This window comes from Thalassoroseus sp. (genome assembly GCF_984380535.1).
On the sequence record NZ_CFHRBF010000006.1, the window covers coordinates 169,309 to 182,959 of the forward strand.

The window sequence follows — 13,651 nt, forward strand, 5'->3', positions numbered from 1 at the left end:
ATTATATAACCCACTCTCGATGAATAGCGACCGGTCAAAATGAAACTTTTCCGGCGGATTCCCAAAAATCAGGCCTGGCTTTAGCCTGTGACATGAGACATTAGTGCGATTTTGGGGTGCTCAGGAGCCGGAATTTCCCAACCATCCTTTGTGTCGGAAGAACATCAATAAGCTGGCCGCGATTCCGATCATGAGAGTGATCGCGAACGGATACCCATATGCCCATTCGAGTTCCGGCATGTTCCACGGAGATGACTCGGGGTCGAAATTCATGCCGTAGACGCCTGCAATGAACCCTAGCGGCATAAAAATGGTGGCGATCACCGTGAGGACCTTCATCACTTCGTTGGTCCGCTGACTTTCGAGCGAGAACTGTAACTCACGCAGCCCCGAGCCAAGATCGCGGTAGGTATCGGCTACGTCACTGAGATGCGAGATATGGTCGTAGCAGTCTCGCAAATACATCTTTGTTTCCGGTTGCACGAGAGGATGTTCCTCTCGAATGAGCACGTTTACGGCATCGCGGTGTGGCCAAATTGTTCGTCGAAGATGCAGGATTTCGCTGCGGACTCGGTGGATTTCCGGAATCACATTGTGTGCTTTTCCGGAGAGTAGCCGTTCTTCCAAGGCATCGAGTTCGACACCATAGTGTTCCAAAACCGGGAAATAGTTGTCCAAGATTGCGTCGATCAGGGAATAGGCGAGGTAATCCGGTCCGCGACCTCGGATTCGTCCGGAACTCTTGCGGATGCGTTGGCGGACGCTGTCGAAGCAATCCCCTGCTTGTTCCTGAAACGTGACAACGAACTTCTCACCGACCAGCATACTGACCTGCTCGGCCCACAGCCGTGGAGTTTGCCGGGCCATCCGTACGACGATGAAGAGTTGCCCATCGTACTCTTCCACTTTGGCCTGTTGATGCGTATTGACGACGTCTTCCAAGGCCAAGGGGTGCATTTTGTGATATTCCCCGATTCTCTTGAGCACTTCCGCTGTGCCAAGACCGACGACATTCACCCAGCAAACGGCAAAACGCTCTGCCAATTCGGGAATATCGTCGACGGTCGCTTCGAGGCGTTCCTCGATATCGACAGGACCGTACGCCACGATGTCACAGACTGTCGGCGGCAGCGACGGGTCGGTCCGAATCGTGCCAGGAACCGAACCGGGTTTGGTGCGGCGACGGAACGGGCGGTAGACGGTTTGCAGCAAAGCTTCACGGACCGGCATAGGAAAATCCTCGTTGATTAGGCGAGAACAGTGTAAGTATCTCGGCGATTTCGACCAAGATGAATCGGGGTTCCCGGAATTCAGGGATTTCGTTAGATTTCCGCTCCTCTCTCGCATTGCGGTACTCAAATCCGAGCGGTTCTCATGTCGCGAAAATCTTTTCAACTAGTCACGCTGGTTGCCGTTGCGTGTGTAATGACATTTGCAACCGGGTGTGTGACGCCGTTCAACACCGAGCTGCCGCAAGTCGCTCCCACACCATCGCCGATCGAACGGGCCAAATACCGATTGCACGATCCGTTCGCCGACGAAGACGCCGGGCCGGACACGTTCACCCGTCCGCCCAGCTTCCAAGAGCAACGACCGGAACCTCGACGCACGCTCGAAGGTCGGACAATGTTGGGAGCCGACCCGTTCCTCGCACCGACATTGCCACCAGCGGTTTCCACAAACTACCCCGACGCGGTACAATAGCCGGGAACGAGGGGATGAGACACTCCGTGGATTCGTGTCACTTAGCTGACCGAGTCCATTGTGTTTCGTCGTCCCCAATTTGGCACCTGGAACCCGCAAGGATGCAGACGCCGGTGTCTCTCATTCCGGAGCGGATTTATGCGTGTTGTGTTCCTGGGGTTGATTGTTCTCGTCTCCACGACCGAACCGGTTGTTGGACAACAGGATGACACCTCCGAATTGGCAGTGGACCAGGTCACGCCGGAGACGCAGATTGCAATCGATCGCGGGTTGGCGTGGCTGGCAAGTCGGCAGAATGAAGACGGTTCTTTCGGGTCTGGCAACAACTACGGTCGCAACGTTGCGGTCTCGTCCCTTTGCGGAATGGCGTTTCTCTCCAGTGGCAGCACACCGGGGCGTGGACCGTATGGCGAACACGTTCAGAAAATCGTCGGATTCTTGCTGTCGAAAACAAAGCCGAGCGGGTTCATTATCAACGAGCGTTACAAATCGCATGGTCCGATGTACGGTCATGGTTTCGCAACGCTCTTTCTAGCCGAAGTTTACGGAATGACACCCGACGACGAGATTCGGGAGAAGCTCGCGAAAGCCGTCCAGTTGATCATCCGCACGCAAAACCGTGAAGGCGGTTGGCGTTATCAACCGGCACAGGTGTCTGCTGCAGATGTCTCAGTCACGGTTTGCCAAATGATGGCGTTACGGGCGGCCCGTAACTGTGGGCTGTCGGTGCCCAAAGAGACCGTCGATCGCTGCATCGGTTATATCAAACGGAATCAAAACCCTGATGGCGGTTTTCGGTATCAACTAGTCCGTCAAGCCGAAAGCATGTTTCCACGTTCGGCTGCCTGCGTGGTCGCTATGTACAACGCCGGTATTTTCGAAGGCCCCGAAGTCACACGGGGGTTGAACTATCTAATGCGGTCTTTGCCCCGAGGCGAGATTTTCCGTTACGAAAGCTACTATTATTACGGGCATTACTACGCGATTCAGGCCATGTGGCACGCTGGAGGACGTTACTGGACGGAGTGGTATTCCGCGATTCGCGAGGAACTTCTGCAGAAGCAACTCCCCAATGGTTCTTGGTCCGACACGGCGATCTGCAACGAATATGCAACCGGGATGGCATTGATCATCCTGCAAATGCCAAACAATTATCTGCCCATCTTCCAACGCTGAGACCTAGCACCTGTGGTCATTTCTAGCCGACTGTTCTTGATCGCTTTTCTTATCCTGTTTGCCGGACTCTCGTCGAATGCAACTTCGGCGGAAGTGTTCGAGTTGCTCACCGTCTCGAACCAGCGACTCACCGGCCAGATTCAGACTTGGAATGACGATGCGATCAAATTGTTGACCAACGATGGCAAAACGCAGTCCATTCCGACCGGCGATCTTGTCTGGCTGCGATCACCCGGTCGACAACCGCAAGTGGTCAACGGTGGGCCGCTTGTTGTGTTGGCCAATGGTGATCGGCTCCGCGGAACTGTCATCGGGATCGATGAACTTGCCGTTCGGATGAAATGGTCGGTGTTCTCTCAACTGCCCGTCGCCGAAATTCCGTTTGAGACCGTTCAGGCCATTTTTGCCGATGTACCCCGTCTGGCTGATCCCCGTCGACGCGTCATCGCCTTGGGGCTCAAACCGTATGCAGGGCAGGACCTAATCCGCCTCAAGAATCGCGATGAACTGACGGGCGTTCTGTTGGGAATGAAAGACGACAAGCTCACTTTAGACCGCAACGGCAAGGAGATCCCTGTCTCCACAAAAGATGTGCAAGCGGTTCGTTTGGATGACGAGATCATCAGCTTCCCTGCACCGACGACGGCCCGTGTTTTATTGACGCTTGCCGACGGCAGTTGGATCACATTGACTCGTTGGAAACTCATCGATGGTCGTGAAATTACCGGTCAGGCGGCTTGTGGTATCGAATTGACGTTACCGCTGGCGGACGTGATTTCCGGGCGACTTCTCGGCGGAAAGACGACTTGGTTGACCGAGTTGTCACCGGCTCAATTTCGTTTCATCCCGTTTCTGCAGACACAACGGGATCTGCGGGTCAATCGGAATGTGCTCGATGGATACCTACAACTCGACGGACGCGAATATCCCATCGGCTTGGGAGCAATCAGCCACTCGGAAGTCACCTACACACTCGGCAAGCAATATCGGCATTTCCGCGCAAGGATTGGGCTCGATGACGCGGCGGAAGGTCGTGGCATGGCCGTTTTTCGCGTTGATGTAGATGGAGAAGAGCGGTTCCGAAGCGAACCTCACACGGGGAAAGAGTCGGCCGAATCCCTTGAAATCGATGTCGCCAACGCGGAGACGCTCACGCTGATCATCGAGTTTGGTCCACGTGGCGATGTGCGGGACTATGCCAATTGGATCGATCCCGTTCTACTTCCCTAACGTGCGTCCAGAGTCTTCACCTGAAACTGCTTGCGTGACGCATCAAGATTCGCTAACCTGATTGATGGTCCGCAATTGACCTCGCTGGCCATCCCCCTGCCCTCACCCGCCCCAACTCCAGATGGCTGCGGAGACAAAATGATTGCGTTTCGATCGGCCCGCATCGCCTGCCTGCTTGGTTTGTGTTTCAGTGAATCTCTCTTCGCCGAGAACCAACCGTCCGAGCCCCCGCTTTCTCAGCTAATCGATCAAAAGATCGATGCGGCCAATCGAGCGAACGAGATTACCCCGACCCCGCTTGCAAGTGATTCGGTCATCCTTCGGCGGACAACGCTCGACTTGGCAGGCCGCATTCCCACCGTAGCGGAAACCAAAGCGTATCTGGACGACCCGGCTCCTGACAAAAGACAAAAACTCGTCGATCGGCTACTCGATAGCCCCGACTTTGCGTTTCATCAGGCGAACTGGTTCGACGCGGTTCTCATGAATGAAAATCGCACCGATAGTAAATGGCTCGAATACCTGCGAGTCGTGGCCGCTGAAGATCGTCCTTGGAATCAGATGTTCGAAGACCTGATGGTTCCACCGACGGAATCGACAGACGACGACGTGAATCAATACGCGATCACATTCCTGAAGAAACGCATCCGCGAACCGGACGATATGGCCAACGACACCAGTCGTCTTTTCTTCGGCGTAAGCATCAATTGTGCTCAGTGTCATGATCATCCGCTCGTCGAAGATTGGAAGCAGGATCACTATTTCGGCTTCAAATCGTTCTTTGCACGGACTTACCTCACGAAGTCGGACAAGCTCGCGGAGAAGTTCGATGCGGAAGTCAAATTTAAGACGACTGCCGGAGAAGACAAACACGCCAAGATGATGTTCCTCACCGGCGATATCGTCGAGGAACCCAACGTCGAAAAGTCGAAAGAAGAACGCGAAGCCGAACGAAAACTCGTCGAGAAAGCCACGAAGGAAAAAGACGCGGAAATCCCCGTTCCCGATTTTCGCCCGCGTGAGCAGTTGGTCCAAGTCGCATTGAAGCCGGAGAACCAACACTTTCTTGCCAAGTCGATTGTGAATCGGCTTTGGTCTCGGTTCTTTGGACATGGATTAGTCCATCCGCTCGATCAAATGCATTCGGAAAACCCGGCGAATCACCCGGAAGTTCTCGAATCGGCTACGAAGTTTCTGATCGAAAACGGCTACCACCTCAAACCGCTGATTCGCGAACTGGTCCTGTCCGACACATACGCGCGAAGCAGTGCCTGCGACGAAGAAAAGCCGCCTTACGTGGATAATTTTGCGATGGGGCAAACACGAGTTCTGTCGCCTCGGCAGTACGCGATTTCACTGATCATCGCCACGACGGCGGCCGACCGGTTTCCGCTCGATATGCCCGCGGAGGAATGGTCCAAACAGCGTGAGAACTTGGAACGACAGTCGTATTCCTTGGCGAACGAACTGGAGCTACCCGGCGAACATTTCCAAGTCAGTGTCGACGAAGCGTTGTTGTTCAACAATAACTCACGTGTGCAAAACGATTTGCTGCGAACCTCGAACGATCGGTTGGTCGGGCAACTCCGTTCGATAGACTCGCCCAGTCAGCAAGTGACGTCCGCGTTCTGGAACGTCTACGGACGTGAGCCTCAGCCAGAAGAACTCGCCGCTTGTCAAGAATATCTCGAATCCCGGACCGATCGAACCGATGCTGCCATTCAACAACTCGTATGGGCGTTGATCACAAGTCCCGAGCTCCGCTTCAACTACTAACCGCTTCGATTGACCGTGTCTGTGTGAGACTGCGAACGTCATTCGAAAAAGGAAACGCCATGCCGAACCAACAACCGTCGAGCCGTTTAGTGATGCCGAGTCGTCGTCAGTTTCTCGGGTCGGCAGCAGCGTTAGGGACGGCATTCGCGGCGGACATGACTACGCTCGATGTACTGCAAAGCCCGACATTCGCGAGCGAACTGAAGCAACAACAGAAGCACGTGATCTTGCTGTGGTTGGCTGGCGGTGCGAGTCAGCTGGAAACTTGGGATCCGAAACCCGGCCAACCGACCGGCGGACCGTACCGGGCGATTTCTACCAACGTGCCCGGTGTCGAGGTTTGTGAACTGCTGCCGAAACTCGCCCAACGAATGCAGCATACCGCGATTATTCGCTCGCTGAACACGAAAGTCGGCGATCACGGTGGCGGTGCCCAATTAATGGAAACCGGCCGTCGACCGGAACCGGGGACCGAGTTTCCCGATCTAGGAGCCATCTGCGCTCGCGAACTCGGACGACGCGACAGCCAAGTTCCCGATTACGTCTCCATGTACACGTCGACCGAAGGCCGACGCAAAGGCACGTCTGGTTTTCTGGGATCGCGTTATGCTCCGATGTTCCTGTCGGATCAAATGAAACCGCAAAACATCGCCCGTTTGGAAGCGGTGAGCGTGTCGGATCATCAAGCTCGCAATGATCTCCGCACTCTGCTCGCAAAGGGGTTTAGTGAGCATCGCCACAACGATGTCGTCGCCAGCCACAATACCGCCTACCAACGCGTCAAAGGCTTGATGGCCAGCGAAACTTTGTTCGATGTGTCCGGCGAACCGGAATCCGTGCGGGCCATGTATGGACCAACGCAATTCGGCGAACAATGTCTGGTTGCAAGACGTCTCGTCGAAGCCGGAGTGCCATTCGTGAAAGTCGCGCGGGCATGGTGGGACAGTCACGGGCAAAACTTCGAGACACACCGCGAATTGTGCGCCGATTTGGATCAATCCATGTCCGGTTTGCTGGACGACCTTGAGCAACGCGGGTTACTGGAAAACACGTTGGTGATCACGCTCGGAGAATTCGGCCGGACGCCCCGCATCAATCCGAGTCTGGGGCGGGATCACTTTGCGTCCGCTTGGAGTTGTTCGCTGTCAGGGTGTGGAGTTCGCGGCGGTTCCGTTTACGGGAAAACCGATCCCCAAGGAAACACGGTTGTCGACGGTGAAGCGAAAGCCGGCGACTTGTTTGCGACGATTTTCGAAGCGGTCGGAATCTCGACGCACCACGAATACTACCTCGGCTCGCGACCGGTTCCGATTGTCGATTTCGGTTGCAAAGCCATCTCGGAAGTCTTGGCGTAATCGGACTGACAGACTTAGCGAATTCACTTCCGTAGAGGGCCTCTTTCATGACAGTCGATCCCAAGAACCTGAAAAAGATAGCCGAACGAGGAACGCAAGACATCGCGTTCTGCATCACGCGGCAGCCGAATTCTTCGACTTTGTTCGTCGGAAATTCCAGCTTTCAAGTGGTTGCCTTACAGACGGATGCCGAGAAACCAGAGTTTCAACCGCTCACTGGGGAGTCCCACCAAAGTTATGTCACCGGAATCACGGTTGGTGGCGACTCGGGAAACGTATTGGTATCGGGAGCGTACGACGGACGCTTGATCTGGTGGGACCCGCAAGAACGGAAATCCATTCGAGACGTCGAGGCTCACCCGAGTTGGATTCGGGGCGTGATTGCCAGTCCTGATGGCAAACTGATCGCAAGTGTGGCCGACGACATGGTGTGTCGACTTTGGGATGCGAATAGCGGCGAAGCGATTCGGTCATTGGAGAAACACGCTCGAGAGACGCCGCATCATTACCCGTCCATGTTGTATGCGGCTGCATTCTCGCCAAATGGCCAATTCTTGGCGACCGCCGACCGAATCGGGCACGTGATCGTCTGGGAAGTTGCAACAGGCGAGGTGGCTGCCGAGTTGGATGCGCCGGTCATGTACACCTGGGACCCGCGGCAACGCCGCCACTCCATCGGCGGTATTCGTAGCGTCGCGTTCTCTCCCGATGGCAAACGCATCGCGGTTGGCGGGATCGGCAAGATCGGTAACATCGACCATCTCGGTGGACCGTCGCGAGTCGAGATTTTTCAATGGGAAAGTGGCAAAAGACTACACGAGATCGAAGACGACAAGCTCAAAGGACTCGTCGAACGGTTACACTTCTCGGATTCGAGTAATTGGTTGCTCGCTGCTGGTGGAGATCACGGTGGCTTCCTGAGTTTCTATGACACGGAAACCGGGAAACTCATCCACCAAGAAAAGGCACCCATGCACGTTCACGACTTTGTATTCGACGACCAAGGCGAAAAACTCTACACTGCCGGTCATAATAAACTTGTGGAATGGAGTCTGACGGAAAGCCCTGACGAGTAACGTGGAGTCATTGAGTGGCAGATTTTGAGGAACTTGTGGCGTCGCGACGTGCCTGGATCCGCGATGTATTGGAACCTTGGTGTCGGCAGGCAAACCGGAAAGAACTTCTAAAAGCCGAGAAGGAATGGGGCGATATCGCCGGTCGAGTGGATGCCAATGCGACACTCTGGACTTGGGCATGGAGCCGGTTCCCCGCTTTGGTTCACGAAGGGATCGCGGGAGTCGATGAGACTAAGCCCGTCCGCGTCGTCCTTCAAGACGGTCAGCAAATCGAAGGTTATCCCGACGCTCGAGAGAGCCTCCGCGGACAACTGACGCTGCTCGTCGTTTCCCCCACGACACCAGGTCAATCTTCCAACGTCGGGCCGATCTCGATTGATGATATCGCCGATGTCGATTCGGTCTGAGGTTTCGCCTTTAATGCTGCAACGGCCAACCAGACACCGAATCCGATCAGACTACCAATCAAGAACGCCAACAGCACGATCCACAATGTCTGATGGCGACTCGGTTCGGCTACTCCCGATGACTTTTCCTGCTGCGACAAGTCATCGTCTGTCTGTTGATCCGGAGATTTGACGAACCGTTTTGCGTCGAACGATCGTTGCCCGAACAATTCCTTGAACAATGCTGGCGGCAACGAACCGGATTCGTCGGCGGACTTCGACGCGTCTTGCGGAGACTCTTTTGCGGCTGCGGCGTCATGCGACGGGAACTCCTCAGCTTCCGGTGCGTCGCTGAAATCAAAATTCAAATCGTCGAAGTTGACATCGCCCACATCTTCCAAAGTCTGCACGCACTCTTCCGAATCATCAGATTCGTCCGCGGGCGGAGAGTCTTCGATCGGAGGCACGGAAACATCGACATTCGGGACCGGACGACGTTCCGAGCGTAAAAGCTGGAATTTCGTCTCGCACTGAGGACACCGTGCCCATCGTCCGAGCATGCGTTCGTCGGGAAGATGCAACTCGTGTTCGCACTCCGGACAAAAAACGTCAATACTCATGAGAGAACCGGATGAGTGGTTGCGCACAGGTCTAGGAACTCAATGGTTTGGGAACCTCGACATCCGCATGTGTGATGGAAACAACGCGTCTACAACATAGAATAAACCGATAACCTGGTCTGGTCAAAGTCTTGAAGACGATTCCAGCCGGAACTCGGCAGAATTCTCGACACGATTCCGTTTCATTCTAACGGGACCTGACATGTGGCAAAGTCGAATCATTCGGCTTCTCGTGGCTGATAACGAACGACTGTGATGTTGAACCGAACGTCATTGAAGGAAGTGTGCCTGGTGACGAATGCATCGACTGATGTGACAAAGACTTCAATCAACTCAGCGGTTCCGTATCCGTCCCGCCGACTTGTGCGGTATTTCACTCGTTATTCGCTCTGGTATCTCAAACGTCATTTTCATGCGGTTCGCATCCTCGAAGATGCGATTTCGCGGCTTCCTGAGACACGACAGATGGCTTCCGGGATTGTGTTTATGAATCACCCGTCCTGGTGGGACCCACTAGTCGGCGTGTTGTTGGCGTCGCGTTTCTTTTCGAATCACACGCATTATGTGCCGATGGATTCCAAAATGTTGGAACACTACGGATTCTTTCGTCGGCTCGGTTTTTATGGCGTTTCCCCAGGACCTCAGGGAACGAAGGAATTTTTGGATCGCAGTTTGCAGATTCTCAAACGACCTCAATCGATTATCTGGATCACGCCGCAAGGTCGGTTTACAGATGTCCGAGAACGTCCCGTCCAGGTGAAACGCGGCATCGGCCACATTATGTCGGTCGCGGACTCCTGTTTCATCCTGCCGGTGGCGGTGGAATACGTATTTGGAAACCATCGACTGCCAGAAATTCGGCTGAATCTGGGAGAATTGCGATGGAAACCCGACGAGCAATTGATGTCCGTTTTCACATGCTGCGATTTCGTTGTGAATAGTTTAGAAACTGCCCAAAACGAACTTGCCGAAGCGGTGCAACGAGGGGACGGATCGAAATTCGAGTCGTTGCTCGATGGCGGGACCGGCACCGGTGGAATCTATGGTTGGTGGGAACGGGTTCGTAAGCGCGTTCGCCCGAGAAGACACACCAGTGACTTTCGCAGTAGCGAGGAGAATCGCTCGTGATCACTGATGTTTTTGTCTGGGTCGTGTGCGCTTTGGCGGTCGTTCCTCTTCTGATGACGGTGTGGAATCTGTTCGAGTACCGACGTCCCGCTGTACCTAACAAACCATTGTCCGCCCGTGGCGTTTCGATTCTCATCCCGGCCCGAAACGAGGAAGCTGGAATCCGGCAAACCCTCGAAGCGGCTCTTCGAACGACAGGTGTCGAGTTTGAAATCGTCGTTCTGGATGACCAATCCGAAGATGGAACTGCCCAGGTCGTCCGCGAGTTTAGTGATGTCGATCCGCGTGTGCGGTTGGAAAACGCAGTGGGGTTGCCCGCCGGTTGGTGTGGCAAACAGCATGCATGTTTGACACTCGCGGAGTTTGCACGCTTCGATGTTTTTGTCTTTCTCGATGCTGACGTCAGATTAAAACCCGATGCGGTCGTTCGGGCCGTTGGGTTTCTCGAGCAATCCCAGGCAGCACTCGTCAGCGGAGTCCCGTTTCAGAGGACCGTGACTTTCGGTGAACGACTTTTACTCCCGCTGATCCACTTTGTGTTGCTCGGTTACTTACCGGTTTGGCGAATGCGGCGTTGCACGAGGCCGGCTTACGCTGCGGGATGCGGGCAACTCTTTGTGACGCATCGCTCGGACTATGAAGCCATCGGCGGGCATGCGGGTTTGCGAGACTCGCTCCATGACGGCGTGAAGTTGCCACGATGGTATCGAGAGCATGGACTCAAGACCGATCTGTTCGATGCCACCGAGATCGCGACTTGTCGAATGTATGAGAGTTCGAGGGCCGTCTGGAATGGGCTCGGCAAAAACGCGACGGAAGGACTGGCGGCATCTGTGGCCATTTGGGTGTGGACGTTCCTCCTATTTGGGGGGCATGTGCTTCCGTTTCTGTGTCTGCTGGCTCGGTCGCGGTTTTCGACTGCTCAACTGCTTATCGTGGTGGCTGCCTGTGTTGCGAGCTTTTTGACTCGGTTAGTCATGACGGTGCGTTTTCGACAGTCGTGGTTGGGGCTGGTGTTGCATCCGTTGGGAGTCACCGTATTGCTGGCAATTCAATGGCAGGCGTGGTTGCGTCGCCTGCGAGGGGTTTCCTCCGAGTGGCGAGGGCGAAGTTACGGACCGATCCGTTCTGATCGAACTCAGACGCGAGTCGACGAAGTCGGCTGATCTGTTTCCGCGGGGGCTTTCGTCTCGCCTGGAAACTGCACATGGTGAACCCATGCAGGCGGGACGTTCCTCAAAATCGTGTCGCGGCTGGTCTCGGCAGCCAGATATTGGTTGAGGGAAGCCGTCACGCTACGCATTCGCTCCCGGGTTTTTCTTCCCGGACTCACCGTCGACTTCAACTTCCGAATCCCCACATATTCGAAGAACGACAGACGTCCGCCCGGACATGCGAGTTGTTCAAACCGCTGAAGAATGCTCGCAACGAGATTGCCATCGAAGTTGTTGAAGGGCAACCCGGAAATAATAACGTCATACGGGTCTGAGTCTTCGACGTCTTCGATCGGTTGGTTCAGAACTCGAATGCGGTCCGCGACAGCTTGCAAGACCGGTTCGCTTTCAATTTGTTCATTCAAGACGCGAACGAATTCCGGGTTGATTTCGACGAGATCGAGACGATCCTGCAGTTGCATCGCTTGGGCGATTTGTCGTGTTACAGGACCCGTTCCCGGTCCCACTTCTAGAATTCGAAGCGGACGGTCTTCGACCCGGTTGATGACGAACTTAGCCAGTGATCGAGAAAGGTATCGACTGCTGGGAACGATCGAACCTGTCGTATGGAACTGCCGGAAGAACTCACGAAAAAACACGCGATTCGCGGCGGGGCGTTTCGTCATCGGAATGGGTTTCGTTGGGATGTCGTTGCGGGAATAGTGAGGATTCTACTCCGAGACGTACCGCAACGAAACCAACCACAGCAGATGACTTGTTGCCAAGATTCAAAGCGGTCTAAAAATCGTCAAAGACGGGGCGAGCCGGTTTTTTGGGGGCCGGGGGCGTATTGGCAGATTGCAGCTTCGTGCCATCGACGAGCGGCTGGGAGGCTTTGACAATCAATTCGTCTTTCGCCTGAAACGCTCCCGAAGTATAGGTTCGGTCGCCATCGATTCGCGCGAGGATCGATACCGTCACATCGCGAACGGTATTGTCACGCACGACTTGAACTTTCCAGCTGTTGTCGTCCGGCGAGGCCTGGAGAACAGAATTGGGCACACTCGCGACAGGTTGGTGTGGGATCAGCGGAATGTGCACCGCTTGGCCGACAAGAAACTCAGACTGGGCATTGTCGAACGTCACCACAGCGGAACCTAGATTGTCGATTAGGTTTCGTAACGGTCCGAAATCGTCAGCCAATGGCGGGAGACTTTCGATGGTGCCGGAAACCGTCTCCCCATTGATTTGGACTGCATACGGTTTGCCCACTTCGATTGTGGCTTCGGTTTTTTCGTCGTCGCTCGACTGACGAACGACAGGAAGTTCAACCGAGAGTTTGGTCACGTCGCCAAAAGTGACCAAAGGTTGACCGGCGCGAACCCATTCCCCTTCACCCACATGAACTCGAAGTGCAGTACCGTCAAACGGCGCTCGCACGATTGCCCGGCTTCGTCGCAACTCTGCCAGACTAACTGCCGCCTTCCGAGCTTCCACTAATGCTGCCATTTGCGGTTTGGTTTCGGCAATGGCGGCTTTCTCTTGGAGTTCGGCCAGCTTCAGTTCCGCTCGTGCTTGTTCGACTTGTAACTGATATTCCCGGTCATCCAGACGAAGGGCTTCGGCTTGTTTAGCCAGTTTTCCGCCAACCTTCGCGTTCATCACCGAAACAATGCCGTCCGCATGCGCTACCAGTTCCACCTGACGATGCGGTTGGAGCACGAGCGGAATCTGAAATTCCTCGCTGGGAATGATTTGTACCGGTTCACGTTCGATGGTGACGTTCTTGGGTTCTTCCGTCTCCGCCGTGTTCGGTTGTTGACCGGCGACCGGATTTGTCAGCAGAAGCCCAGCAAGGGTCGAGAGAATCGCGTAGCGCATGGTTGCTAAGTGGGGTTTGACGTGAAGAAGTAGTCAGACGTTCGCCAGACTAGAGTGGCATGGGATGACTGTCAACGAACACTAGAGCTGTCAGTTCATGAGTTTTCGATGAAGAACGAATGTCCCGATCCCTGGACGTCGCGTCACGGATCGGAGAAGATAGAT

The 13,651-nt window shown here is 54.8% G+C and carries 13 protein-coding genes; 9 read left to right on the forward strand and 4 right to left on the reverse strand.

Annotation, left to right across the window (positions count from 1 at the left end; all coding sequences use genetic code 11):
• Positions 1 to 120 precede the first annotated feature (120 nt).
• Positions 121 to 1,230: a magnesium/cobalt transporter CorA gene (corA, locus tag AC5DDB_RS09945; protein WP_491739565.1), complete on the reverse strand. Its 1,110-nt coding sequence runs from the start codon at positions 1,228 to 1,230 to the stop codon at positions 121 to 123.
• A 144-nt stretch (positions 1,231 to 1,374) separates the two neighbouring features.
• Here corA and AC5DDB_RS09950 point away from each other — a divergent pair, with 144 nt between their 5' ends.
• The 7 genes from AC5DDB_RS09950 (at position 1,375) to AC5DDB_RS09980 (ending at position 8,724) form a co-directional block, all read left to right on the forward strand.
• Complete coding sequence (locus AC5DDB_RS09950) at positions 1,375 to 1,704, forward strand: hypothetical protein (RefSeq protein WP_491739566.1); 330 nt, start codon at positions 1,375 to 1,377, stop codon at positions 1,702 to 1,704.
• Between the two features lie 138 nt (positions 1,705 to 1,842).
• The gene (locus tag AC5DDB_RS09955) at positions 1,843 to 2,880 is read left to right on the forward strand and encodes a prenyltransferase/squalene oxidase repeat-containing protein (protein WP_491739567.1); all 1,038 of its coding nucleotides are present in this window, start codon (positions 1,843 to 1,845) and stop codon (positions 2,878 to 2,880) included.
• 36 nt (positions 2,881 to 2,916) lie between these two features.
• On the forward strand, positions 2,917 to 4,110 hold the full coding sequence (locus AC5DDB_RS09960; RefSeq protein ID WP_491739568.1) for an NPCBM/NEW2 domain-containing protein: 1,194 nt from the start codon (positions 2,917 to 2,919) through the stop codon (positions 4,108 to 4,110).
• 138 nt (positions 4,111 to 4,248) lie between these two features.
• Positions 4,249 to 5,886, forward strand: a complete 1,638-nt coding sequence (locus tag AC5DDB_RS09965) for a DUF1549 domain-containing protein (protein WP_491739569.1) — start codon at positions 4,249 to 4,251, stop codon at positions 5,884 to 5,886.
• Positions 5,887 to 5,945: 59 nt separating this feature from the next.
• The gene (locus AC5DDB_RS09970) at positions 5,946 to 7,241 is read left to right on the forward strand and encodes a DUF1501 domain-containing protein (protein WP_491739570.1); all 1,296 of its coding nucleotides are present in this window, start codon (positions 5,946 to 5,948) and stop codon (positions 7,239 to 7,241) included.
• Positions 7,242 to 7,288: 47 nt separating this feature from the next.
• On the forward strand, positions 7,289 to 8,317 hold the full coding sequence (locus AC5DDB_RS09975; RefSeq protein ID WP_491739571.1) for a WD40 repeat domain-containing protein: 1,029 nt from the start codon (positions 7,289 to 7,291) through the stop codon (positions 8,315 to 8,317).
• 14 nt (positions 8,318 to 8,331) lie between these two features.
• Positions 8,332 to 8,724 (forward strand): hypothetical protein, encoded by a 393-nt coding sequence (locus AC5DDB_RS09980; RefSeq protein ID WP_491739572.1) that lies wholly within the window; start codon positions 8,332 to 8,334, stop codon positions 8,722 to 8,724.
• Here AC5DDB_RS09980 and AC5DDB_RS09985 read toward each other — a convergent pair.
• Complete coding sequence (locus tag AC5DDB_RS09985) at positions 8,664 to 9,323, reverse strand: hypothetical protein (RefSeq protein WP_491739573.1); 660 nt, start codon at positions 9,321 to 9,323, stop codon at positions 8,664 to 8,666. The genes AC5DDB_RS09980 and AC5DDB_RS09985 overlap by 61 nt on opposite strands.
• Positions 9,324 to 9,578: 255 nt before the next feature.
• Between AC5DDB_RS09985 and AC5DDB_RS09990 the strand changes: the two genes are divergently transcribed.
• Positions 9,579 to 10,451, forward strand: coding sequence for a lysophospholipid acyltransferase family protein (locus AC5DDB_RS09990; protein ID WP_491739574.1), 873 nt, complete (start codon positions 9,579 to 9,581; stop codon positions 10,449 to 10,451).
• A complete protein-coding gene (locus AC5DDB_RS09995; protein WP_491739575.1) occupies positions 10,448 to 11,617 on the forward strand; it encodes a glycosyltransferase family 2 protein in 1,170 nt (389 codons plus the stop codon). The genes AC5DDB_RS09990 and AC5DDB_RS09995 overlap by 4 nt, the downstream gene beginning before the upstream one ends.
• Here AC5DDB_RS09995 and AC5DDB_RS10000 read toward each other — a convergent pair.
• Positions 11,590 to 12,291, reverse strand: a complete 702-nt coding sequence (locus AC5DDB_RS10000; RefSeq protein ID WP_491739576.1) for a class I SAM-dependent methyltransferase — start codon at positions 12,289 to 12,291, stop codon at positions 11,590 to 11,592. The genes AC5DDB_RS09995 and AC5DDB_RS10000 overlap by 28 nt on opposite strands.
• A gap of 112 nt (positions 12,292 to 12,403) precedes the next feature.
• Positions 12,404 to 13,486: an efflux RND transporter periplasmic adaptor subunit gene (locus AC5DDB_RS10005; protein WP_491739577.1), complete on the reverse strand. Its 1,083-nt coding sequence runs from the start codon at positions 13,484 to 13,486 to the stop codon at positions 12,404 to 12,406.
• Positions 13,487 to 13,651 lie beyond the last annotated feature (165 nt).

What these genes read in the sequence shown, in the direction of transcription:
- corA (WP_491739565.1), bottom strand. Translation starts at nt 1,230, where the DNA reads ATGCCGGTCCGTGAAGCTTTGCTGCAAACCGTCTACCGCCCGTTCCGT.
- AC5DDB_RS09950 (WP_491739566.1), top strand. Translation starts at nt 1,375, where the DNA reads ATGTCGCGAAAATCTTTTCAACTAGTCACGCTGGTTGCCGTTGCGTGT.
- AC5DDB_RS09955 (WP_491739567.1), top strand. Translation starts at nt 1,843, where the DNA reads ATGCGTGTTGTGTTCCTGGGGTTGATTGTTCTCGTCTCCACGACCGAA.
- AC5DDB_RS09965 (WP_491739569.1), top strand. Translation starts at nt 4,249, where the DNA reads ATGATTGCGTTTCGATCGGCCCGCATCGCCTGCCTGCTTGGTTTGTGT.
- AC5DDB_RS09970 (WP_491739570.1), top strand. Translation starts at nt 5,946, where the DNA reads ATGCCGAACCAACAACCGTCGAGCCGTTTAGTGATGCCGAGTCGTCGT.
- AC5DDB_RS09975 (WP_491739571.1), top strand. Translation starts at nt 7,289, where the DNA reads ATGACAGTCGATCCCAAGAACCTGAAAAAGATAGCCGAACGAGGAACG.
- AC5DDB_RS09985 (WP_491739573.1), bottom strand. Translation starts at nt 9,323, where the DNA reads ATGAGTATTGACGTTTTTTGTCCGGAGTGCGAACACGAGTTGCATCTT.
- AC5DDB_RS09990 (WP_491739574.1), top strand. Translation starts at nt 9,579, where the DNA reads ATGTTGAACCGAACGTCATTGAAGGAAGTGTGCCTGGTGACGAATGCA.
- AC5DDB_RS10000 (WP_491739576.1), bottom strand. Translation starts at nt 12,291, where the DNA reads ATGACGAAACGCCCCGCCGCGAATCGCGTGTTTTTTCGTGAGTTCTTC.
- AC5DDB_RS10005 (WP_491739577.1), bottom strand. Translation starts at nt 13,486, where the DNA reads ATGCGCTACGCGATTCTCTCGACCCTTGCTGGGCTTCTGCTGACAAAT.